The 22,368-nt window shown below is 64.2% G+C and carries 20 protein-coding genes; 1 reads left to right on the forward strand and 19 read right to left on the reverse strand.

Annotated elements, in window-relative coordinates:
* Positions 1-13: 13 nt before the first annotated feature.
* The 17 genes from lpxC to mraZ all read right to left on the reverse strand — a co-directional run bounded on the left by lpxC (position 14) and on the right by mraZ (position 20,135).
* Entirely contained in the window at positions 14-961 is a 948-nt protein-coding gene (gene lpxC, locus AC0L2A_RS21595) for a UDP-3-O-acyl-N-acetylglucosamine deacetylase (protein WP_128246414.1), read from the reverse strand.
* Between the two features lie 273 nt (positions 962-1,234).
* The gene (gene ftsZ / locus AC0L2A_RS21600) at positions 1,235-2,893 is read right to left on the reverse strand and encodes a cell division protein FtsZ (protein WP_473610557.1); all 1,659 of its coding nucleotides are present in this window, start codon (positions 2,891-2,893) and stop codon (positions 1,235-1,237) included.
* A gap of 67 nt (positions 2,894-2,960) precedes the next feature.
* Positions 2,961-4,268 carry a cell division protein FtsA gene (gene ftsA / locus AC0L2A_RS21605; RefSeq protein ID WP_023798744.1) on the reverse strand — a complete coding sequence of 436 codons (1,308 nt, stop codon included), beginning with the start codon at positions 4,266-4,268 and terminating at the stop codon, positions 2,961-2,963.
* Complete coding sequence (locus tag AC0L2A_RS21610) at positions 4,265-5,206, reverse strand: cell division protein FtsQ/DivIB (RefSeq protein WP_023798743.1); 942 nt, start codon at positions 5,204-5,206, stop codon at positions 4,265-4,267. The genes ftsA and AC0L2A_RS21610 overlap by 4 nt, the downstream gene beginning before the upstream one ends.
* Complete coding sequence (locus AC0L2A_RS21615; protein ID WP_091594156.1) at positions 5,194-6,120, reverse strand: D-alanine--D-alanine ligase; 927 nt, start codon at positions 6,118-6,120, stop codon at positions 5,194-5,196. The genes AC0L2A_RS21610 and AC0L2A_RS21615 overlap by 13 nt, the downstream gene beginning before the upstream one ends.
* Before the next feature lie 301 nt (positions 6,121-6,421).
* Positions 6,422-7,387: a UDP-N-acetylmuramate dehydrogenase gene (murB, locus tag AC0L2A_RS21620; protein WP_128167162.1), complete on the reverse strand. Its 966-nt coding sequence runs from the start codon at positions 7,385-7,387 to the stop codon at positions 6,422-6,424.
* Entirely contained in the window at positions 7,384-8,790 is a 1,407-nt protein-coding gene (gene murC / locus AC0L2A_RS21625; RefSeq protein ID WP_023798740.1) for a UDP-N-acetylmuramate--L-alanine ligase, read from the reverse strand. Before murC ends, murB begins: the two co-directional genes overlap by 4 nt.
* On the reverse strand, positions 8,787-9,914 hold the full coding sequence (gene murG / locus AC0L2A_RS21630; protein WP_473585716.1) for an undecaprenyldiphospho-muramoylpentapeptide beta-N-acetylglucosaminyltransferase: 1,128 nt from the start codon (positions 9,912-9,914) through the stop codon (positions 8,787-8,789). The genes murC and murG overlap by 4 nt, the downstream gene beginning before the upstream one ends.
* A 1-nt stretch (position 9,915) precedes the next feature.
* Positions 9,916-11,067 carry a putative lipid II flippase FtsW gene (gene ftsW / locus AC0L2A_RS21635; RefSeq protein ID WP_091594150.1) on the reverse strand — a complete coding sequence of 384 codons (1,152 nt, stop codon included), beginning with the start codon at positions 11,065-11,067 and terminating at the stop codon, positions 9,916-9,918.
* Positions 11,067-12,470 carry a UDP-N-acetylmuramoyl-L-alanine--D-glutamate ligase gene (murD, locus tag AC0L2A_RS21640; RefSeq protein ID WP_473516848.1) on the reverse strand — a complete coding sequence of 468 codons (1,404 nt, stop codon included), beginning with the start codon at positions 12,468-12,470 and terminating at the stop codon, positions 11,067-11,069. The genes ftsW and murD overlap by 1 nt, the downstream gene beginning before the upstream one ends.
* Before the next feature lie 8 nt (positions 12,471-12,478).
* A complete protein-coding gene (mraY, locus tag AC0L2A_RS21645) occupies positions 12,479-13,561 on the reverse strand; it encodes a phospho-N-acetylmuramoyl-pentapeptide-transferase (protein ID WP_023798736.1) in 1,083 nt (360 codons plus the stop codon).
* A gap of 24 nt (positions 13,562-13,585) precedes the next feature.
* The gene (locus tag AC0L2A_RS21650) at positions 13,586-15,019 is read right to left on the reverse strand and encodes a UDP-N-acetylmuramoylalanyl-D-glutamyl-2,6-diaminopimelate--D-alanyl-D-alanine ligase (protein ID WP_473610558.1); all 1,434 of its coding nucleotides are present in this window, start codon (positions 15,017-15,019) and stop codon (positions 13,586-13,588) included.
* On the reverse strand, positions 15,016-16,473 hold the full coding sequence (locus AC0L2A_RS21655) for a UDP-N-acetylmuramoyl-L-alanyl-D-glutamate--2,6-diaminopimelate ligase (RefSeq protein ID WP_473610560.1): 1,458 nt from the start codon (positions 16,471-16,473) through the stop codon (positions 15,016-15,018). Before AC0L2A_RS21655 ends, AC0L2A_RS21650 begins: the two co-directional genes overlap by 4 nt.
* A gap of 54 nt (positions 16,474-16,527) precedes the next feature.
* Positions 16,528-18,255, reverse strand: coding sequence for a peptidoglycan D,D-transpeptidase FtsI family protein (locus AC0L2A_RS21660; protein ID WP_473585720.1), 1,728 nt, complete (start codon positions 18,253-18,255; stop codon positions 16,528-16,530).
* Positions 18,252-18,644, reverse strand: coding sequence for a cell division protein FtsL (gene ftsL / locus AC0L2A_RS21665; protein ID WP_023798732.1), 393 nt, complete (start codon positions 18,642-18,644; stop codon positions 18,252-18,254). Before ftsL ends, AC0L2A_RS21660 begins: the two co-directional genes overlap by 4 nt.
* Positions 18,645-18,648: 4 nt before the next feature.
* A complete protein-coding gene (rsmH, locus tag AC0L2A_RS21670; protein WP_473610561.1) occupies positions 18,649-19,680 on the reverse strand; it encodes a 16S rRNA (cytosine(1402)-N(4))-methyltransferase RsmH in 1,032 nt (343 codons plus the stop codon).
* Positions 19,677-20,135: a division/cell wall cluster transcriptional repressor MraZ gene (mraZ, locus tag AC0L2A_RS21675; protein WP_473509139.1), complete on the reverse strand. Its 459-nt coding sequence runs from the start codon at positions 20,133-20,135 to the stop codon at positions 19,677-19,679. Before mraZ ends, rsmH begins: the two co-directional genes overlap by 4 nt.
* A 426-nt stretch (positions 20,136-20,561) precedes the next feature.
* Here mraZ and AC0L2A_RS21680 point away from each other — a divergent pair, with 426 nt between their 5' ends.
* Complete coding sequence (locus tag AC0L2A_RS21680; RefSeq protein WP_473610563.1) at positions 20,562-21,689, forward strand: cystathionine gamma-lyase; 1,128 nt, start codon at positions 20,562-20,564, stop codon at positions 21,687-21,689.
* A gap of 9 nt (positions 21,690-21,698) precedes the next feature.
* Here the strand turns inward: AC0L2A_RS21680 and AC0L2A_RS21685 are convergent, their stop codons facing one another.
* Both AC0L2A_RS21685 and AC0L2A_RS21690 read right to left on the reverse strand, forming a co-directional pair.
* Positions 21,699-22,001: a type II toxin-antitoxin system RelE/ParE family toxin gene (locus AC0L2A_RS21685; RefSeq protein WP_473493951.1), complete on the reverse strand. Its 303-nt coding sequence runs from the start codon at positions 21,999-22,001 to the stop codon at positions 21,699-21,701.
* Positions 21,998-22,273, reverse strand: a complete 276-nt coding sequence (locus AC0L2A_RS21690) for a type II toxin-antitoxin system ParD family antitoxin (protein ID WP_473610564.1) — start codon at positions 22,271-22,273, stop codon at positions 21,998-22,000. The genes AC0L2A_RS21685 and AC0L2A_RS21690 overlap by 4 nt, the downstream gene beginning before the upstream one ends.
* Positions 22,274-22,368: the final 95 nt, after the last annotated feature.

Raw genomic sequence — 22,368 nt, forward strand, 5'->3', positions numbered from 1 at the left:
GAAACGTTAAGAATCAGATCATCCAGGGCGCGTAGACAGGTGCATAGACGGCGCTCTTTTCGACGGTGCGACCGCGCTCGCGGCGTGTCGTCTCGACGATCTCGAACGCCGAACGGTCCGACAAAAGGCGGCGCAGCGCTGCCGCATTCAGCCTGTGGCCGCCGCGATAGGAACGGAAGCAGCCGATGAACCGGGCGCCGGCCAGCGCCAGATCGCCCATGGCGTCCATCGTCTTGTGGCGCACGAATTCGTTGGGATAGCGCAAGCCTCCGATGTTGATCACGCGGTTGTCGTCGCCGATCACCAGGGAGTTTTCCAGCGAGGAGCCGAGCGCATAGCCGGCTGCCCACAGCCGCTCGACGTCCTTCATGAAACCAAAGGTCCGGGCCCGCGCGATATCGCGGCGAAAAATGTCGGCGTTCATGTCGGATGCAAAGAGCTGACGGCCGATCGCCGGGCTTTCGAAATCGATCTCGATTTCGAAGCGCGTGCCGTCATAGGGCCTGAACTCCGCCCAGGAGGCACCGTTCTCGATGCGAACCGGCTTGACCACCCGGATGTAGCGGCGCTTGACCGGCAGCGTATCGATGCCCGCCTGGTCGATAGCCTCCACGAACGCCATGGCGCTGCCGTCAAGGATCGGAACCTCACGGCCGTCGATCTCGATGACGACATTGTCGATGCCGAGCCCGAAAACCGTGGCCATCAGATGTTCGACTGTGGCGATGTGCTCGCCTGCCGGATCGCCGAGCATGGTGCACAGATCGGTGGCGCCGACCTCGGAAACCAGCGCGCGGAACTCCCGGACTTCGCTTCCATTCGAAAGCTGGAACACGACACCCGTATCAGCGTCTGCCGGCAGGAAATGAACGGTAACGGAATTGCCGCTGTGAACACCGGTGCCGGTCAGCGTCGCACGCGATCTAAGTGTCGTCTGATAGTCGTGCAAAACAAACCCCATAGCCCATACTGCCTACGTCCGCTTCATAAGCCCAAGGGCGCGGCTCTTTGATCGGCAGGCAGGGCCACTTCCCCGAATCCCAGCAAACCGAAATTGATCGCGGCGAAGATAGTGGTCCGGCAGGAAGTCTCCAAATCACGGTTTCTTACTCTGTGTAACCGCGATCCGAACCGGATGCGGTCTCCTAACTCCTTGTTTTACAGGCACTTTTAACATTAACAGGCAAACAATTTCTTGTCTGCCTGTTAACAACTATTACGGACCGTTAACAGGTCAGTTGGCTTGGCGGCGCAGGAATGCCGGAATCTCCAGCTGATCGTCTTCCTGGACAGCCCTGCTCTGCGGCGTCAGTCGGCCCTGGTCGTCCAACTGGCCGCGGCGTGGCGCGTAAAGCTGCGGATCCTGGCTGGCAAGGCGGCGCACTTCGGGTGCCGCCTGGCGCAGTTTCGGCTCGCGCGGCTGCGCCGGCTGCAGCCGTGCAGGCTCTTCTTCGCGACGGGTAAGGCCGTTGGTCAGGCGCTTGAGCAGTCCCATCGGTCCGCTGTTCTCGTGGTCGGCCGGACGGCTTTTGGCTTCCACCTCGGCTTTCACCACCGGCGGAAAGTCCTCGACGCGCGGCATGCGCTGGGGCGCTGCCGGCTGAAGCACCTCACGCTGCGGCGCGGGCTGCATCGTTTGCTGGACCATTGGCTGCAGCATCGGCTGCGGCTGGGCCGGCGGCGCCTGGAAGATCTTGCTCTGCGGGCGGAAATCTTCCGCCTGGGAGGCCGGCGCGGGACGCGCCATCGCCGCCGCATTCGCCTCGGCGAGCCGGATTGCCTCGGCGACAGGATCGGCGGCGCGCGGCTCGTAGCCTCCCTGCTGGACAGGCGCCGGACGGCTTTCCGTGACCGGAGCGGCCGGGCGGCTGACCGGCTTTGGCGGAGCCGTGCGGATGGCGATCGGCGCGGCAGCGATGTCTGCCGCCGATTTGTCGATGCCGGTAGCAACCACCGAGACGCGGATGACGCCTTCGAGATCCTCGTCGAAGGTCGCACCCAGGATGATGTTGGCTTCCTGGTCGACCTCCTCGCGAATTCGGGTCGCCGCCTCGTCGACTTCGAACAGGGTCAGGTCGCGGCCGCCGGTGATCGAGATCAACAACCCCTTGGCGCCCTTCATCGAGGTCTCGTCGAGCAGCGGGTTGGCGATCGCGGCTTCGGCGGCGGCCATGGCGCGACCCTCGCCGGAAGCTTCGCCCGTCCCCATCATCGCCTTGCCCATCTCGCGCATGACCGAGCGGACGTCGGCGAAGTCGAGGTTGATCAGCCCTTCCTTGACCATCAGGTCGGTGATGCAGGCGACGCCGGAATAGAGCACCTGGTCGGCCATGGCGAAAGCGTCGGCAAAGGTCGTCTTGTCATTGGCCAGCCGGAACAGGTTCTGGTTGGGGATGACGATGAGGGTATCGACGCATTTCTGCAATTCCTCGATGCCCAGATCCGCCGTCTTCATGCGGCGCTGGCCTTCGAAATGGAACGGCTTGGTGACGACGCCGACGGTGAGAATCCCCTTCTCGCGCGCCGCACGTGCAACGACCGGCGCGGCCCCCGTGCCGGTGCCGCCGCCCATGCCGGCAGTGACGAAGCACATGTGGGTGTTGGAGAGATGATCGACGATCTCGTCGATGCATTCCTCCGCCGCGGCGCGTCCGACTTCCGGCTGCGACCCCGCACCCAGGCCCTCGGTGACATGCGCGCCGAGTTGGATCAGGCGATCCGCCTTGGACATGGTCAGCGCCTGCGCATCGGTATTGGCCACCACGAACTCGACGCCGCGCAAGCCGGCGGTGATCATGTTGTTGACGGCATTGCCGCCGCCGCCGCCGACACCGAACACGGTGATACGCGGCTTCAGCTCGGTGATGTCCGGCTTTTGCAGATTGATGGTCATTGTCTCCGTCCTTTGCCTTTCCCGCCGCTTCGCCGCTGCGGCCGCCTTTGGGGCTGTCCCCGTCAATTTAAAAACTGTCTCTCAACCACTGACTCATTCGATGCAGTTTTCCGCCTGTTCCGGTCATCCTGAGACCAGAAATTCCTTTCGCCGGATGGCTCTCGAAATTCGCCATCTGCGGGTAGATCAGAAGCCCGACCGGCGTCGAGAAAGCCGGCCCCTTGGCCGCCTCCGGCAGGCCCGCTACACCGAGCGGACGGCCGATGCGCACATTGCGTCCGAGAATTCGGCGCGCTGCCTCGGGCAGGCCGGAAAGCTGGCTGGCGCCGCCGGTCAGCACGACGCGCTTGCCGGCCGCGTTGCCGTAGCCGGACCTGTTCAGCCGGTCGCGCAACAGTTCGAGCGTTTCGTCGATGCGCGCCCGGATGATGCGCGTCATCACCGAACGCGGGATCTGAAGCGGCACCTCGCCGTCCTCGCCGATCGGCTGTATCGAGACCAGGTCGCGGTCGTCGGCACTGCCGGGCAGCGCCGAGCCATGCATCACTTTCAGCCTCTCGGCGGCATCGAGCGAGGTTGACAGGCCCTTGGCCATGTCCAGCGTGACGTGGTTGCCGCCGATGGCGATGGCGTCGCCATGAACGAACTTGCCTTCCGAAAACATCGAGATCGTCGTGGTGCCGCCGCCCATGTCGATGCAGGCTGCGCCCATCTCGAGTTCGTCGTCGACCAGTGCGGCAAGACCGCTGGCATAGGGCGTCGCCACCATGCGCTCGACCGACAGGTGCGAACGGTTGATGCAAAGCTCCAGATTGCGCAACGGTGCCGCGTCACCCGTCAGCACGTGCATGTCGACGCCGAGCTGGTCGCCGACCATGCCGCGCGGATCACGTACGCCGCGCTCGGCGTCCAGCGAAAAGCCGACGGGAAGCGAATGGATCACTTCGCGCTCGGCCCGCAGCGCCTGCTTGGCGCCGGCGGCAAGCACGCGCTTGATGTCGGCCTCGTCCGCCTCATGGCCGCCAAGGTTGATGGTTGCCGAGAAGCTTTCGCTCTTCAGCCGGCCGGCCGTCATGTTGACGATCAGCGAATCGACGGTCAGCCCGGCCATGCGCTCGGCGGCATCGACGGCAAGGCGGATGGCGTGCTCGGCCCTGTCGAGATCGATGACGACACCCGATTTCACGCCTTGCGATTTCTGGTGGCCGATGCCGATCACCTGGATGCGATGCGAGCGCCCGCGCAGCAGCATGCCGTCCTCGCGCGGCTTGAGCTTGGCCACCACGCAGCAGACCTTGCTCGAGCCGACATCCAGCACCGTCATGATGCCGGACCGGCGCGACGAGGCATCGCTGTTGCCGCCAAGCCAGCTCATATCTTCGTCTCCGGCTTGCGCTTCGGCATTTTCGGCTTTTCATTGAGCGCGGCCTGACGCTGCGTCGCCGCCTCCGGCGTCAACTGGACGACGAGGCGATCGGAAAGGCGCATGTCGACGGCGGCGATATCGCGCGTCAAAAGCCCGTTCTCTCGGTCCATCCTGAGCAGATCGGCGATCGCCTGGTCCTCGCCATCCTCGGGGAGCTTGACCGTGATGCCGTTTTCCAGCTTCAGGTCCCAACGTCGTTCGCCGATGCGGATGTAGCCTTTGATCCGTGCGGCAAGCTCTGGGTATTTCTTGATCCTGGCCAGGAAATCCGGCGCCTTGGCCGGGGCGCCGGTGCCGACGATCAGCGGCAGCAGCGACTGCTTGCCGCCGGAGAATGGCGCGATCACGGCGCCGGAGCGCTCGATGACCGAAAGCTCGCTGCCCTGCTGCCAGAGCGCGAAGGGCTCACGCTCCTCGATGCGCACCTCCAGCGTGTGCGGATAGACCTTGCGCACCGCCGCAACCTCGACCCAGGGCAGCGTGGCGATGCGTTCCCGCGCGGCTTCGGCATCGAAGCCGATCAGCGACGTCCAGCCATCGAGCTGCATCCTGTCGAGAATATCGATCTCGGAGGTTGCGCGGTTGCCGACGACCTTGATCTGGTCGACGGCAAAGCCGGTGCGGGCGGTGATGCCCTGGACGATAGCGTCGACATGCCCGCCGAGATAGGCGCCATAGGCACTGCCCGATACGAGCAGCGCCGCCGACAGCACGGCTGCGGAAAACGGCGGCACCTCGAAGTCGTCCTCGCCCAGACGCGCCAGCATGCGCGCCGGCCGGCGAAGCAGGCGCGGCAGCACGAAATGGTCGAACGACAACGCCACACCGAACAGCGTCGGCCCGGCCGCGCCCTTCCCCTTGCCCTGTCCCCACCTCAACGCAGACACGAAGCGTCCTCCACCATCCAACTCAACAAATCGCCGAACGAGTGTCCCGCCTGCGCGGCGATCTCAGGCACCAAGGATGTCGGCGTCATACCGGGCTGAGTGTTGACCTCGAGCCAGACAATTTCGCCGTTCTCGGAGTGTCGATCATCATAACGGAAGTCCGACCGGGAAACGCCCCGGCAGCCGATGGCTTGGTGAGCCCTGAGCGTCAGTGTCTGTATTTTTTGGTAAATATTCGGTGAAATTTTTGCAGGGCATTCGTGTTTTGATCCGCCCGCGACGTATTTTGAATCATAGTCGTAGAAGGAATGGCCGGTCGGGATGATCTCGCAGACGCCAAGCGCCACATCGCCCATCACCGCACAGGTCAACTCCCGCCCGTGCACATAGCGCTCCGCCATGACGGTATCGCCATACTTCCAGTCGGACGAACCGATGACCTGCGGCGGATGCGACTGCCCTTCGTGCACGATAACGACACCGAAGCTCGACCCCTCATTGACCGGCTTGACGACGTAGGGCGGCTTCATCGGGTGCTTGTTCTGGATGGCGAAGCGATTGACCACCTTCGATTCGGCGACCGGAATGCCGACAGACTTGGCGATCTTCTTGGCTTGCTCCTTGTTCATGGCAAGCGCCGAGGCGAGCACGCCGGAATGGGTGTAGGGGATGGCAAGATATTCGAGGATGCCCTGGATGGTGCCGTCCTCGCCGAAAGGACCATGCAGCGCATTGAAGACAACATCAGGCTTGAGCTCAGCCAGCACCGATCCAACATCGCGCGAGACGTCGACGCGAGTGACCTGGTAGCCTTCCGTCTCGAGCGCATCAGCACAGGCTTTCCCCGAAGACAAGGACACGGGCCGCTCGGACGAGAATCCACCCAGAAGGACGGCCACGTGCTTGCTTTTCATTTCCCGTCATTCCCTCTCACGGCGGGCCCTTTCACGGCGGGTCTGCATCTCACGCCCCCGGAAAGGGCCATACACTCAAACGCTCGGAGCAGCCCCTGCTCTGACGATTTCTGCACCATCGAGTCCCCGAGTTTCCCGGCAGGCAGCCCCTGACGGAAAAACGCTGGTGACGCGTCGAAACGACTCAAATCAGGAAACGCTTCAGGGCAGAGAATCAGAGAGTTGAATCGCTGGCAAGTCCTTACGATTCCGCGAGATTCACTTTCCGCAAAAACGGCTGCGAAAACTGTGTGTTGAGTCCTTACAGCAACTGTCCGAGGAATTCCTGGACCTCGTGCCCTGGCCGGAACTTGCCGATGCGCTTGATTTCCCAATGCAGCCGGATGCCCGACCGTTCGAGCACGCGCGCGCGCACCGTCTCTCCAAGATATTCAAGGTCGTAGCCGGTCGCGGTTCCCGTGTTGATCATGAAGTTGCAATGCATCGGCGACATCTGCGCACCGCCGATCATCAGCCCCCGACAGCCCGCTCTGTCGATCTCCTTCCAGGCCGAGGTGCCCTCCGGATTCTTGAAGGTCGAGCCGCCGGTCTTTTCGCGGATCGGCTGCACGGTCTCGCGATGGTGCTGGACGGCGTCCATTGCCGCCTTGATCGCGGCCTTGTCTGCCAAAACGCCTTCGAATACCGCTGACGTGAAGATCAGCCCGGCAGGTGCTGCCGAATGGCGATAGGCGTAGCCCATATCGGCGTTGCTCAGCGTATGCACATTGCCCTTGCGGTCGAGCGCCCGCACCTCGACAACGCGCTCGCGCGTCTCGACGCCATTGGCGCCGGCATTCATCCTCAGCGCACCGCCGATGGCGCCCGGAATGCCGTGGTAGAACTCAAAGCCGCCTATGCCAGCCTGATAGGCGACAGCGGCAAGGCGTTTGTCGGGCGTCGCCGCACCCGCCTTGATTGTGGTTGGCGCAATCACTTCGGCTTCGCCAAAGCCCTTGGCCGAAAGCCGGATGACGAAGCCCGCAATACCGCCGTCACGGACAAGCAGGTTCGAGCCGATACCGACGGTGGTCAGTGGTATCTCTTCGGGCACTGCTCCCAGGAACGCAGCGAGATCGTCTTCGTCGGCCGGCTGGAACAGCGCGTCGGCCAGCCCGCCGGCGCGGAACCAGGTGATCTTGTCCATCTCGGCATTGGGCGTGATGCGGCCGCGCAGGCCGGCAAGCCGGCCGCCAAGCTTGTCGATCAATGCCTGGCCACGCATCATGAGGCAGTACCGCCGAGTTCCCTGGGCAGCGCGTAGGCCCATTGGGTGATATTGCCGGCACCGAGGAAGACGATGAAATCGCCTGGTTTGGCCAGGTCGCGGATAACCGGCGCAATCGCCGCGGGGCCTTCGATGTAGCGCGCGTCGCGATGGCCGCCGGAGCGGATGCGCGACACCAATGCCTCGGACGTCACGCCGTCGATCGGCTCTTCGCCTGCCGCATAGACCGGCGCCACCATCACCGTGTCGGCATCGTTGAAGCAGACGGAAAACTCGTCGAACAGGTCGTGAAGCCGGGTGAAGCGGTGTGGCTGGGCAATGGCGATGACGCGGCCCTTGGTGGCATCGCGCGCCGCCTTGAGAACCGCCGTGATCTCGACCGGATGGTGGCCGTAATCATCGAACACATCGACGCCGTTCCACGAACCGGTACGGGTGAAGCGCCGCTTGACGCCGGCGAAGGACGACAGGCCCTTCCTGATCGCCTCGGCCGAAAGGCCGAGCTCATGCGCGACGGCGATCGCCGCCGTCGCATTGGCGACGTTGTGACGGCCGGGCATCGGCAGGCGCAGGCCTGATATTGTCGACTGGCCGCCGGTCTTGCGGTCGCGGATCACCACGTCGAATTCCGAGGTCGGACCATCCATGCGGTGATTGATGAAACGCACGTCGGCCTGTGCGTTCTCGCCATAGGTGATGACGCGCCGGTCCTCGATGCGGCTGACCAGCGCCTGCACCTCGGGATGGTCGGTGCACATGACGCCGAAGCCGTAGAACGGCACGTTTTCGACGAACTGGCGAAAGGCCTCGCGCACCTTGTCGAAGGAGCCGTAATGGTCGAGATGTTCGGGATCGATGTTGGTGACGACGGCAATCTCGGCCGGCAGCTTCAGGAACGTGCCGTCGCTCTCATCGGCTTCCACCACCATCCATTCGCCATCGCCCATGCGGGCGTTGGTGCCGTAGGCATTGATGATGCCGCCATTGATCACGGTCGGATCGAGCCCGCCGGCCTCGAGCAGCGTCGCCACCATCGAGGTCGTCGTCGTCTTGCCATGCGTGCCGCCGATGGCCACCGCCTGCCGGAAGCGCATCAGTTCCGCCAGCATCTCGGCGCGACGGACGATGGGGAGCAGTTTCTCGCGTGCGGCCTTCAGCTCGGGATTGGATTTCTTGATCGCCGTCGAGACGACGACCACTTCGGCATCGCCGATATTGTCGGCATGATGACCGACGAAGCACTCGATGCCCTTGTCGCGCAGCCGCTGCACATTGGCGCTGTCGGCCTGGTCGGACCCTTGCACCTGGTAGCCGAGATTATGCAGCACCTCGGCGATGCCGCTCATGCCGATACCGCCGATGCCGATGAAATGCACGAGGCCGATCGTCTGCGGCATCTTCATACGTGCGTCTCCTTCCTGAATTCCGATACGCTTTTCTTCGACGCAATAGCCTCTGTCAGATCGGCGAGCAACCGTGCCGCGTCCGGTTTTCCGGCCGATTTGGCCGCCGCTGCCATTGTGGTCAGCCGCTCCGGATTGTCCATCAGCGCTCCGACGAGCGCGGCGATGCGCTCGGGCGAAAGCGTCGATTGCGGATGCACTTCGGCGCCGCCTGCCGCGGCCAATGCCGCGGCATTGGCTGCCTGGTCGTGGTCGAGCGCATGCGGATAGGGCACCAGCAGCGCCGGCCGGCCGATCACCGCGATTTCCGATACGGTCGATGCGCCGGACCGCGACATCACCAGGTGCGCCGCAGCCAGGCGCGCCGCCATGTCGGTGAAGAAGGGCGACACCTCAGCCTCGACGCCAAGGGCGGCATAGGCCGCCTTCACCCGCCCGACATCGTCGGCACGCGCCTGCTGGGTGATATCAAGCCGCCCGCGTTGTGCATCGGAAAGCTGTCGAACCGCCGCCGGCACCGCATCGGAAAAGAATTGTGCGCCCTGGCTGCCGCCGAACACCAGGAAGCGGAACCGCTGCTCCCCGGTCGACGCCGCATAGGGCGTCTTTGCCGCCTCCAGCACTTGCGGCCTGACCGGATTGCCGGTCGTCACCGTCTTGGCGCCTGCAGCGCTTGAATCTTCCGGCAAAAACCCGCCGGCGATGGCATCGACACGGCCGGCGAGCGCCCGGTTCGCGCGCCCCATCACCGCGTTCTGCTCGTGGATCAGCGTCGGCACCTTGCGCCGCGTCGCCGCATAGAGCGGCGGCAGCGTCGGATAGCCGCCGAAACCGACCACCACGGCTGGCTTGACCCGACCGATCACGGCCGATGCCTGCCGCACGCCGCCCCAGATCTTCCAGAAGGCGGCGAGCACGGCGAACGGGTTTTTCGAGCCAATGGTCGCCGACTGGATCGGATGGATGCCCGCCGCCGGGAACTGGCCGGCAAAACGCTCGGCACGATCATCGGCGGCCAGATGCACCGTCCAGCCGCGCCTGATCAGCTCGTGCGCCAGCGCCTCGGCCGGGAAGAGATGCCCGCCCGTGCCGCCGGCCGCCAGAAGGATCGCGCCCCTCGACATTTCACTCCGCCGGCATGGCGCGCCGCGACGGCGCGAAGCCCAATTGCTTGCGCTTTTCCGGCCGCTTGCGCGTCAGCGCCAGCACCATGCCCATCGAGATGGCGATGGCGATCTGCGAAGAGCCGCCATAGGAGATGAACGGCAAGGTCATGCCCTTGGCCGGCATCAGCTGCAGATTGACGGCCATGTTGATGACCGACTGCAGACCGAAGACCGTGACCAGGCCGCCGACCGCATAGCGTGTGAAATCGTCCTGCTCCTTGAGCGCAGTGCCGAGGCCGCGCAGCACGATGAAGGCGAAGATGGTCATGATGAAGAAGCACATGATCAGTCCGAACTCCTCGCCGGCCACCGAGTAGACGAAATCGGCATGGCTGTCGGGTATCACCCGCTTGACGGTGCCCTCGCCCGGCCCGACGCCGAACCAGCCGCCATTGATCAGCGCATCGCGGCCCATATCGACCTGGAACGTGTCGCCCTCGCCGGTCATGAAGCGATCGATGCGGCCGGCGACATGCGGGAAAACGGTGTAGGCGGCAAACACGCCGCCGACGCCGACAGCGCCCAGCGCGATGATCCACAGCCATGGCAGCCCGGCCATGAAGAACATCACCCCCCAGGTGCCGAGCACCAGCATGGTCTGGCCGAAATCGGGCTGCGCCACCAGCAGCGAGATGACGAGGGCCAGCAGCAGCATGGCGAACAGATTGCCTGGAATGTCGGGCTGGCGCTTGTGTTCGGCAAACAGCCAGGCGCAGATGACGACGAAGGCAGGCTTCAGGAATTCCGACGGCTGCAGCGACACGCCGGCGAGCGACACCCAGCGACGCGCGCCCTTCACCTCGACGCCGATGTAGAGCACCGCCACCATCAGCACCAGCGTGATGCACAGCATCGCCAGGGCCATGCGCCTGATCTGCCGCGATTCCAGGAAGGAGACGGCCAGCATCACGCCAAGTGCGGGAATGGTGAAGATGATCTGCCTCGTGGCGAAGTGGAAACTGTCCAGGCCGATGCGCTGGGCCACCGCCGGGCTTGCCGCGAAGGACAGCACGATGCCGAGCCCCATCAGCGACAGGAACGCGGCCAGGAACCAGCGATCGATCGTCCACCACCAGGTGGCAACCGGGCTTTTGTCGAGACGGCTTTGCATTATCGTGCCCCTCCGATGAGCTTCACGCCATCAATAGTGCTCGCAGCTTGCCTGAAGGCTTCGCCGCGCACTTCGAAATTCTTGAACTGGTCGAAACTGGCGCAGGCCGGCGAAAGCAGCACCACCACTTCGCCATTGCCATCGTCCCTGGCCGCGTCGCTTGCCGCATGCTCGACTGCTGCGGCCAGCGTGCCGGAGATCTCGTAGGGCACCGCCTCGCCGAGCGTCGCCGAGAAGGCTGGTGCGGCCTCGCCGATCAGATAGGCCTTGGCGATGCGCGGAAAGAGGCCGCGCAACGGCTCGATGCCACCCTCTTTCGGCAGCCCGCCGGCGATCCAGTAGATGCGCGGAAAGGAGGACAATGCGGGCGCTGCCGCATCGGCATTGGTCGCCTTGGAATCGTTGATGAACAGCACATGGCCCATGCGGCCGACCTGCTCCATACGGTGCGCCAGCCCGGGAAAGCTCTCCAGCCCCGACTGGATCTCGCCCAGCTCGAGCCCGACCTTGAGGCAGGCGGCGAGAGCGGCCAGCGCATTCTGCGCATTGTGCTGGCCGCGCAGCGAGCCGATGCCTTCGAGAAAGGCGACCCGGCTGTAACGGCCGTGCACCGCCTCCATCAGATCGGTGCCGTCGGCGAAATAGCCGTCGGTCAGCGGCAGGCGCTTCGAAATGCGGATGACGTGCCGGCCTGCCCGCTCCAGCCGGTCGGCGAGCTGGGCGCACCAGGAATCGTCGACGCCGACGATGGCCGTTTCGCTGCCGGCCGCCAGCCGCTCCTTGATCGCGGCGTAGTGCTGCATCGTGCCATGACGGTCGAGATGATCGGGCGTCAGGTTGAGCAGGACGCCGGCGGTCGGATTGATCGAGGGCGCCAGGTCTATCTGGTAGGACGAGCATTCCACGACATAGTGCCGCCCCGGTTCCGGTGGATCGAGCGTCATCACCGCGCGGCCGATATTGCCGCCCATCTGCGTGTCGCGTCCGGCCGATTTCAGGATATGCGCCGTCAGCGCCGTGGTCGTCGATTTGCCGTTGGTGCCGGTTATGGCGATGAAGGGTGCAGCCGGCGCCAGCAAGGTCCGCTGCCGGCAGAACAGCTCGATGTCGCCAATGATCTCGACGCCTGAAGCGCGCGCCAGTTCCACTGTCCAGTGCGGCTTCGGATGCGTCAGCGGCACGCCGGGCGACAGCACGAAGGCCGAGAACTTCGCCCAGTCGGCGCCACGCAGGTCGCCGGTCGCGATACCGACGGCCGCGGCATTGGCGACACTGCCGGGATTGTCGTCCCAGGCGAGCACCTCCGCCCCGCCCTCGATCAACGCGCGCGCAGTGGCGATCCCCGAGCCGCCGAGCCCGAAGAGTGAAACGCGCTTGCCTGCGAAGGATGCGGCGGGGATCAAGCGGCCTCCTATCGCAGCTTGAGGGTCGACAGGCCGACCAGCGCCAGGATGACGGCGATGATCCAGAAGCGGATCACCACCTGGCTTTCGGTCCAGCCGAGCTTTTCGAAATGATGGTGGATCGGCGCCATCAGGAACACCCGCTTGCCGGTCATCTTGAAGTAGCCGACCTGGATGATGACCGACAGGATCTCGACGACGAACAGGCCGCCGACGATGACCAGCACGATCTCGTGCTTGGTGGCAACCGCAACCGTGCCGATCAGCCCGCCAAGCGCCAGCGAGCCGGTATCGCCCATGAAGATCGCCGCCGGCGGTGCGTTGAACCACAGGAAGCCGAGGCCGGCGCCGATCACTGCGCCGAGGACCACCGCCAATTCACCGGTGCCGGGCACGAAATGGATCTGCAGATACTCGGCGAACACCGCATTGCCGGACAGGTAGGCGATGACGCCGAAGGACGCCGCCGCGATCATGATCGGCACGATCGCCAGGCCGTCGAGGCCATCGGTCAGGTTCACCGCGTTGCCGGCGCCGACGATGACGAAGCACGAGAACGGGATGAAGAACCAGCCGAGATTGATGAGGAACTCCTTGGCGAAGGGGAAGGTCAGCGACGACGAGAACGGCGCCTGGCCGTTGTGCATGATCACCCAGGCGGCGATACCGGCGATGACGAATTCAAGCCCCAGCCGCGCCTTGCCGGAAAAGCCGAGATGCGATTGCTTCGTCACCTTGAGATAATCGTCGTAGAACCCGATCGAGCCGAAACCCAGAGTCACCAGCAGCACCACCCAGACATAGATGCTGGACAGGTTCGCCCACAGCAGCGACGAGCCGATGATGCCGCACAGGATCATCAGCCCGCCCATGGTCGGCGTGCCGGCTTTCTTGAAATGCGTCTGCGGCCCGTCGGCACGGATAGGCTGGCCCTTGCCCTGCCGCAGCCTCAGCGAATTGATGATGGCCGGACCGAAAATGAAGACGATCAGCGCCGCGGTGATCAGCGCGCCGCCGGTGCGGAAGGTTATGTAGCGGAAGACGTTGAAGACCGAGATCTTGTCCGCGAATTCGACGAGCAGTGTGAACATGCGATTCGGTCCCCGGACCTGGCTCTAGGTCTGTTTGGCGGTTGCGGCTGCCGCCGGAAATTTGCTGAGCAGTGCGTCGACCAGTTTGGAAAACCCGATGCCTTTCGACGATTTGATCATCACCACGTCGCCCGGCTTCAGCGCCGACAGAAGCACCAGTTTCAGATCCTCCGCGCCGGCGCGATATTCTGTCTCGATCTCATCAGGCAGGATGTCGGCCAGCGCCCGCATTTGCGGGCCGGCGAGAAACACCGTGCGCGTCTCGGTGCCGATGATGAGATCGGCAAGGCCAGCGTGCAGCTTCGCCGAATGATCGCCGAGCTCGAGCATGTCGCCGAGCACCGCGATGCGCCTGCCTTCGCCTGACACCGGCGTCGCGTTGAGCAGCGCCATCGCTGCGCTCATCGACGCCGGATTGGCGTTGTAGCTCTCGTCGATCAGCGTGATCGGACCTTTGGGGTGGCGCAGCACATGGCGCTTGCCGCGTCCGCGTTCGGCCGAAAGATCGGCCAGCGCCAGCGCCACCCTGGCGATGTCGGCGCCGACCAGGTGCGCGGCGCCCAGCACGGCCAGCACATTCTGCACCATGTGTCGGCCCGGCGCGCCGACCCTGGCGGTGATCTCCTGACCGCCGATCTTGGCAGTGATGACGGAATGATCGGCATGCAGCGCGCATGTCAGCAGCTTGAAGGTCGCACGGGCATTCTCGCCAAAGCCGTAGATGTGCTCGACGCCGGCGGCTCTCGCCATCTTGTCCAGAAGCTTCCAGCGCGGGTCGTCGCGGTTGAGAAGGACGGCGCCGTCCGGTTCCAGTCCTTCGAAAATCTCGGCCTTGGCCTTGGCGATCTCGTCCAGATTGCGGAAGAAGCCGAGATGTGCCGCGGCGATCAGCGTGACGATGGCGACATGCGGCCGGACCATCCTGGCCAGTGGCCGGACCTCGTCGGGATGGTTCATGCCGATCTCGAACACGGCATAGTCGCAATCCACAGGCATCCGCGCCAGCGTCAGCGGCACGCCCCAGTGGTTGTTGAAAGACTGCGCCGATGCGTGCACCTTGCCGACCACTGACAGCACATGGCGCAGCGCTTCCTTGGTGGTGGTCTTGCCCGCCGAACCGGTCACCGCGATGATCTTGGCATTCGAGCGCGCGCGGGCGGCCAGCCCCAGCTTTTCCAGCGCGGCCAAGACGTCCTGCACGACGATCATCGGCGCCGTCAGCCGCCCGAGCGACGGCAGCTTGCCCTCGGCGACGACCAGCACGCCGGCGCCGGCCTTGATGGCGGCGGTCGCGAAATCATGGCCGTCCATCGCCTCGCCCTTGATCGCGAAGAAAGCATCGCCCGGCTCAAGGCTGCGGCTGTCGATCGAGATGCCGCTGATACCCTCCGGCATCGGACCGAGCGGTCGTCCGCCCATGGCGGCGACGAGATCCTCTGAGGTCCACAGGAAGCTCATGCGGCGTGCTCCTGCAGCGCGGCGCGGACTTCCTCATGGTCGGAAAAATGCAGCGTTTCGGCGCCGACGGTCTGGCCTTCCTCATGCCCCTTGCCGGCCACGATCAGCGTATCGCCGGCATGGAGCATGGCGACTGCCTGGTGGATCGCGTTGCGCCGGTCACCGATCTCGATGGCGCCGGGTGCAGCGGCAAGAATCGCGGCACGGATCGTCTCGGGCACTTCCGAGCGCGGATTGTCGTCGGTGACGATGACGACATCGGCGAGCCGCGTGGCGATCTCGCCCATGATCGGACGCTTGCCACGGTCGCGGTCGCCGCCGCAGCCGAACACGACGATGACGCGGCCGGTGGTGAACGGCCGCACCGAAGCCAACACGTTTTCCAGCGCGTCCGGCTTGTGCGCGTAATCGACATAGACGGGCGCACCGTTGGCAGCGGTGCCAACAAGGTCCAGCCGGCCCGGGGCGCCCTTCAATTTCTCCAACGCCATCAGGGCTTTGGCGGCAGGTGTTCCAGTAGAAATGGCGAGGCCCGCCGAAACCAGGGCATTGGCGATCTGGAAATCGCCGGCCAGCGGCAGATCGACCTCGTGGAGAACGCCATCGACTTCCACCTCGGCACGCTGGCGGTGGCGCTCGTGCTCGACCCGCTTCAGTGTCAGGAACCCGCCGTGGCGGCCGACCGTCAGCACATCCAGTCCCGCGGCCCTTGCCGCCTGGATCGTCGGCTCCGACCAGGGATCGTCGGCAAAGATGACGGCCGGCGCGCCCTTCGGCAGCAGCGCGTCGAACAGGCGCAGCTTGGCGCGATGATAGTCCTCGACTGTCGGATGATAGTCCATATGATCGCGGCCGAGATTGGTGAACCCGCCGGCTGCGAGTTTCACGCCGTCAAGCCGGCGCTGATCGAGACCATGGCTGGAGGCCTCCATCGATGCGTGGGTGACGCCGGCATCCGCCAGTTCGCGCAGCAGCCTGTGCAGGTCGACCGGGTCGGGGGTGGTCAGCGAGCCGTACTCGTTGCGGCCCGGCGCCACCACGCCGGTCGTGCCGATCGAAGCAGCGGCAAAGCCTGACTGCTCCCAGATCTGCCTGGTGAAAGCCGCAACCGATGTCTTGCCGCTGGTGCCGGTCACCGCGACCATGGTTTGCGGCTGCCTGCCGAAGTAGCGGGCCGCACTCAGCGCCAGCGCCAGGCGCGGATCGTCGACAGCGAAAACCGGCACCGGCAGTCCGGTGACGGCGCCGCTGCCCTTGCCGGTCACGATCGCTGCGGCGCCGCGCTTGGCGGCATCGGCGGCATAGGCCGCGCCATCGGTCTTGGTGCCAGCGAGCGCGAAGAAGACCACGCCCGGTCCTACCTGGCGGGAATCCGAAGAAATCCCGGTAACCTCCGTATCGAAGGACGCTGTCCCCTCGACAGGCAGGATACCGGCTAGGTCTTTCAGCTTCATCGAACCCCGTTCATAGCAACAAAATAGCGCGCAGTTGCCGGCGCGCCCTCAGAATCACTGATAGGAAACCAGCGTTGCGCCATTTTCATGGCTGAAATCTGGCTTCACGCCAAGCATGGAAGCCGAACGTCGGATAATGTTTGCAGCCATGGCGCCAGCATTCGAGGCCGCCGTCGCACCCATGCCGGGTTTTTCCGGCTTCGGTTCGTCGGCGATGGTAAGCACGATGTATTGCGGATCGTCCATCGGGAACGCCGCGACGAAGGCATTGAAGTTCTTGTCCTTTGAGTAGCGGCCGTTGACAACCTTCTCGGCCGTTCCCGTCTTGCCGCCGACGCGATAACCTGGAACCCTGGCGTTCCTGCCTGAGCCTTTCTCGGCATTGAGTGCATAGAGATAGCGCATGTTCTCGGAGGTCTTGTCGCTGACGACTTTCTTGGCCACCGACATCGCCTGTTCCTGCGCCCGTCTCAGGAATGTCGGCTGGATCAGATAGCCGCCGTTCATCAGCGCGGCACAGCCGACCGCCGTCTGCAGCGGCGTCGTCGACACACCGTGACCAAAGGCGATGGTGATCGAATGGACCTGTTTCCAGACCTTTGGCTCGGTCGGGCGGGCGACCTCAGGCAGTTCCGTCTGCATTCTCTCGAGGATGCCCAGGCGATGCAGGAATTCGCGGTGCCCCTCGATGCCGACCGCTTCGGCTTCCTTGGCCGAACCGATGTTGGACGAATAGATGAACACTTCGGGCACCGATAGCACCCGGGACTTGCCATGAAAATCATGGATGGTCTGGCGGCCGATCCTGATCGGGCGCGTAGCGTCGAAACGGCTTTCCAGCGTCACTTTGCCGGAATCGAGCGCCATGGCGGTGGTAAAGCTCTTCAAGGTCGAGCCCATCTCGTAGAGCCCGGCCGACATGCGGTTCAAGCGGTCCTTGTCGTGCGCATTATAGGGGTTGTTCGGATCGAAGTCCGGAACCGAGGCCATCGCGACCACTTCGCCGGTCTTGACGTTGAGAACGACGGCGCCCGCCGCGATTGCGCGGTATTTTTCCATGCCGGTGGCGACCTCGTCACGCACGATATGCTGGACGCGCAGGTCGATCGAGAGCTGCACCGGCCTCAGATCCTTGGCCACCGCCAGGCCGGACGCCTGAAGATCGCTCAGCCCCTGTTCGTCGATGTATTTCTCCATGCCGGAGATGCCCTGGTTGTCGATGTTGGTGAGGCCGACAATGTAGGACGAGGTTTCGCCGGCCGGATAGAAACGGCGCTTTTCGGTGCGGAAGCCGATGCCGGGAATGCCGAGCTGCAGAATCTCCGATTGTTGCTTGGGCGTCAGTTGCCGCTGCAGCCAGACGAAGCCGGCGCCGCTCTTCAGCTTGTGATAGGTCTGCTCGTAATCGATTTCGGGAAGCACCGTCGCCAGTTTTTCGATCGCCTCGTCGGCGTCGACAATGCGGCGCGGTTCGGCAAACAGCGACGCCGTCTTGATGTCGGTCGCGAGAACTTCGCCGTTGCGGTCGACGATGTCGGGCCGCGACGCCGTCACCCGGCTCTGCGGACCGCCGGACAGGTCGGGGTTCTGGAAACCGAGATAGACCAGCCGCCCGGTGATGGTCAGATAGATGCCGAAAAACACCGCCATCGTCATCACGACGCGGGTCCTGCCCTTGCCGCCTGTCGCCTTGCGGGCGCCTTCGACCACAATCGATCCGTCGTCGCCGGACTTGGCGCGGCGCGTCAGCAGACTGGTGATCACTGGAAGTCTGGCGATCATTGGACGATGCCTCCGGTGACCACGGGGTCGTTGCCCATCGGTTCCTTGCTGGAACTGTCGGCCATGCCGCCCAGCCGCTCGGACGAAAGGTCCTCGATGGTGAGGGGTTTTGCCGGCAGATCGTCCAGCCCGATGATCTGGCGGGCGCTGACCGGCTCGAGCTCGAGTTGCGATTTATAGGTCTCGGCCAGCTTTTGCAGGCGCGACGGTTGGGTAAGCAGGCTCCAGTCCGCCTTGAGGAGATCGATCGTATCCTCCTCGTAGCGGATCTGCGCCTGGATCTTGTGCACCGCCGCCAATTGTTCCTCGGCCTCGCGCTTGGTCTTGAAGGTCAAGGCCGCGGCCGAAACCATGACGGCGATAAGGACTATGTCGCTGGTACGAAACACGTGCTCACCTCTCTCCCGGCCGCTCGGCACCGGGAAGTTTTGGATCAGGAAGTTTTGGAAGCCCGAAAATCGAAAAATCGCCGGCGCGCGCCGGCGCGTCGGTGCGGATCGCCGCGCGCAGCCTTGCCGAGCGCGCCCGCGGATTGGCCGATATCTCGGCCTCACCGGGCGTCACGCCGCTGCCCACCTTTTTGAAGGTGGCGCTGCGCGCCTGCGCCTCGGGCAGGTGCCGCGATCCGGTCGCCGCATCGGCGCGATCGGCGATGAAGCGCTTGACGATGCGGTCTTCTAGGGAATGGAACGTCACCACGGCCAGCCGTCCGCCCGGTTTCAGCACGCGTTCAGCCGCAAACAGCGCTTTGGCCAGTTCGCCGAGTTCGTCATTGACGAAAATGCGCAGCGCCTGGAAGACGCGGGTCGCTGGATGGATCTTGTCCTTCGGCGCGCGGCCGATATGCGTCTCAATGGCGTCTGCAAGGTCGAGCGTGCGCTCGAACGGATGTTTTTCGCGACGGCTTTCAATCATGCGGGCGATGCGGCCGGCATGGCGCTCTTCGCCAAGAAACCCGAAGATGCGGGCAAGATCGCCCACCTTGAAAGAGTTGACGACATCGGCGGCGCTGAGGCCAGCCTGCGCCATGCGCATATCGAGCGGTCCGTCGGCACGGAACGAAAAACCGCGCTCCGCCTGATCGATCTGCATGGAGGAGATGCCGATGTCGAGCACGACGCCGTCAGCGCTTTCGACATGCTCGTCCAATGTCGAGAACGGCGCCTGGACGAGCAGGAGCCTGCCGCCCGATTGTTGCTCGAGAACACGACCGGCAGCAATCGCATCCGGATCGCGGTCGATCGCGACAACCGAGGCGCCGCTCGCCAGAATGGCTTTGGAGTAGCCGCCGGCGCCGAATGTGCCGTCGACGACCACCTCGCCCGTCTTGGGTGAAAGCGCCTCCAGCACTTCGGCAAGGAGGACCGGAATGTGACGGGCTGGTCCGCCAACGGCGTGAGGGTCATCGCCGTAGCCCGCCATCATTCCGGCCGCTCCCCAGGCTTCGTCCCCTGCCGAAGCTGCAGAAGCCGGGCGCGTGCTTCCGCCCCATAGGCGGTGAGCCGTCCAGGTTCCCAGATCTGAAAGAAATTGCCGCGGCCGACAAAAGCCGCTTCTGCGGAAATGCCGGTATGCTCGCGGATGAAATCGGTCATCGAGATGCGGCCGTCCTGATCGAGCTTGAGAAAGGTTCCATCGCCATGGCAGAAGAACGACATGTCGTCCGAGGTCTGCAGGAAGGGGTCTTCCTGCGCGATGCGCTGCTCGTAGCGGTCGAGCAGGTCGAGCCCGCCGACATCCATCGCCGGACGGTCCAGGCAGCGCAGCGCATAGAGTTCCGAATAACCGCGCTTCTGCACAACCGCACGGAAATGCGCTGGAACGGACACCCGCCCCTTCGCATCGATCCTGTTCACCGCGCTTGACAGAAACCGGTCCATTACGCGTTACGGCCGCTTGCGCCGCCGCACCCCTCTGCATCTTCCCGCCCGCGCCGCCGCAGCGCGGTCCCTGCCCAAAACTCACTTCGTTCCAGATGGCAAAAACAGGCGAACGCGCAGCCGCCGCGGCTGCCCGATTGGCGTACGCTTCACCCTGACGCGGAACGAAGGCTTGAATATCTGAATGGGATATCATGGGGCACTATGGGCGTCAACGGGAACAGGCTTCACAAAACGCGCGCCACAACCGATGAGGGCAGCTTTGACGGCACTCCCGTGTTTATGCTCCATTAAGCCTAACGAACCGTTTAGAGCCGATTGGCCTAACCGGAGGCGGCTTGCCGCGGAGCGCCACCACGCATAGCGTTGGCCTGTCTTTTCTCGGTCAGAAACAGGTTCTTTTCTCGGTCAGAAGGTTGAAAATACATGTCCGAAACAGCCAAGTCGCGCGCGGCCACCCTCGCCCATTTGCGTGGCGTCAAGCTCGCCAAGGGCGACCCGGTCTCGCTGCCGCTGACAATGACGACCACTTTCCATCTGCCCGGCAATCCGGCCGGCGTCAGCCAGTACGGGCGCTACGACAATCCGACGTGGGAAGCGGTGGAAGACATGCTCGGCCACCTTGAGGACGCGCCGTCCGTAGCGTTCCCGTCGGGCATGGCCGCGATCGCGGCGGTCTTCTTCGCGCTGCTCAAGGCGGGCGATCGCATCCTGTTGCCGTCCGATGGTTACTACACGCCGCGCCTGCTTGCCGAGCGCTTTCTCAAACCTTTCGACCTCCCGTTCGACACACGACCGACCAAGTCCTTTGTGGACGGCGGTTTTTCCGGCTACCGGCTGGTGTTCGTCGAGACCCCATCCAATCCTGGGCTGGACATTTGCGACCTGGCCGGCGTGGCGCGCCTTGCGCACGAGGCCGGCGCGCTGGTCGTCGCCGACAACACCACGATGACGCCTTACGGTCAGCGCCCGCTCGACCTCGGCGCCGATATCGTCGTTGCCGCTGACACCAAGGCGCCCAATGGCCATTCCGACGCGCTGTTCGGCCATGTCGCCAGCCGTGACGCCGGGATCATCTCCGCCATCCGCGAGTGGCGCAAACTGTCGGGCTCGATCCCCGGGCCATTCGAAGCCTGGCTGGTCCATCGGGGCCTCGAGACGCTGGAAGTCCGCTTCGAGCGCATGTGCACATCGGCCGAACTGATCGCCCGACGCCTGACAAATCATCGGGCCGTGAAATCCGTCCGCTTTCCTGGACTGGAGGATGACCCTTCGCACAATCTGGCGACCACCCAGATGCAACGTTTCGGCTTCCTTATCGGCCTCGACCTGGGCAGTGAAGCCAGGGCCGAAGCGTTCATCGGCGCCTGCGCGCTGATCCAGCCGGCGACCTCCTTCGGCGGCGTCCACTCTTCGGCCGAGCGGCGCGCCCGTTGGGGTGATGCGGTGCCGCCCGGCTTTGTTCGCCTGTCGGTCGGCTGCGAGCCGGTGGAAGCGCTTTGGCAGGCGATCGATGCGTCGCTGGCCCGGGGGCTAGACGGCGTCGACGGTTGAGCGAACCGATCACGAAGCCAGATCGTCGGCTTCGATATTGCGCCGGCCATGCAGCACACGCAGGATCTCGACTGCATCCTCGCCGACACGGTACAAGGTGAGGTATTCGCCGACGACCAGATGCCGGATGCCGGGCGCAATGTCTTCGCGCGGTGCGCCCGAGAAAGGATAAGTCGTCAGTTGCTGCCAGCGCGCTTCGATCCGGTCGAGCAGCCGGTCCGCTGCAGCCTCGTCGCCTCGCGCGATATGAAGCCAGATCGCGATCAAATCCTCTTCTGCATTTGCAGTTCGGACGATGGGCAGCAAGTTCACGCCGCGTTATCGGATTTCAATCGTCCACGTGCTTCGGCCTTGATTTCATCGATCGACGCAAATCGTCCCGGTCCGCTGTCGATCCCCTCCTGCACCAGCTTGCGCAACTCCTCGACCGTGTAGCCGTGCAAGTCACGGCGGTCCTTCCATTGCCTGAGTGCGTCGCGGATCACCTCGCTCACCGAAGCATATTCGCCGGCGGCGACCACATCGTCGACCGCCGCCGCCAATTCCGGCGAAAGCGTGATGCTGCGTTTGTCGACCTGACCCATGGTGCGCTCCTGATATCACCGCACCTAGGAAGGTACGATTTAATCGTACCAGTTTCAAGAAACGCATGCTTCACGCACAGCCAGTGAAAGCTGAT

This window comes from Mesorhizobium sp. WSM4844, from assembly GCF_055811775.1.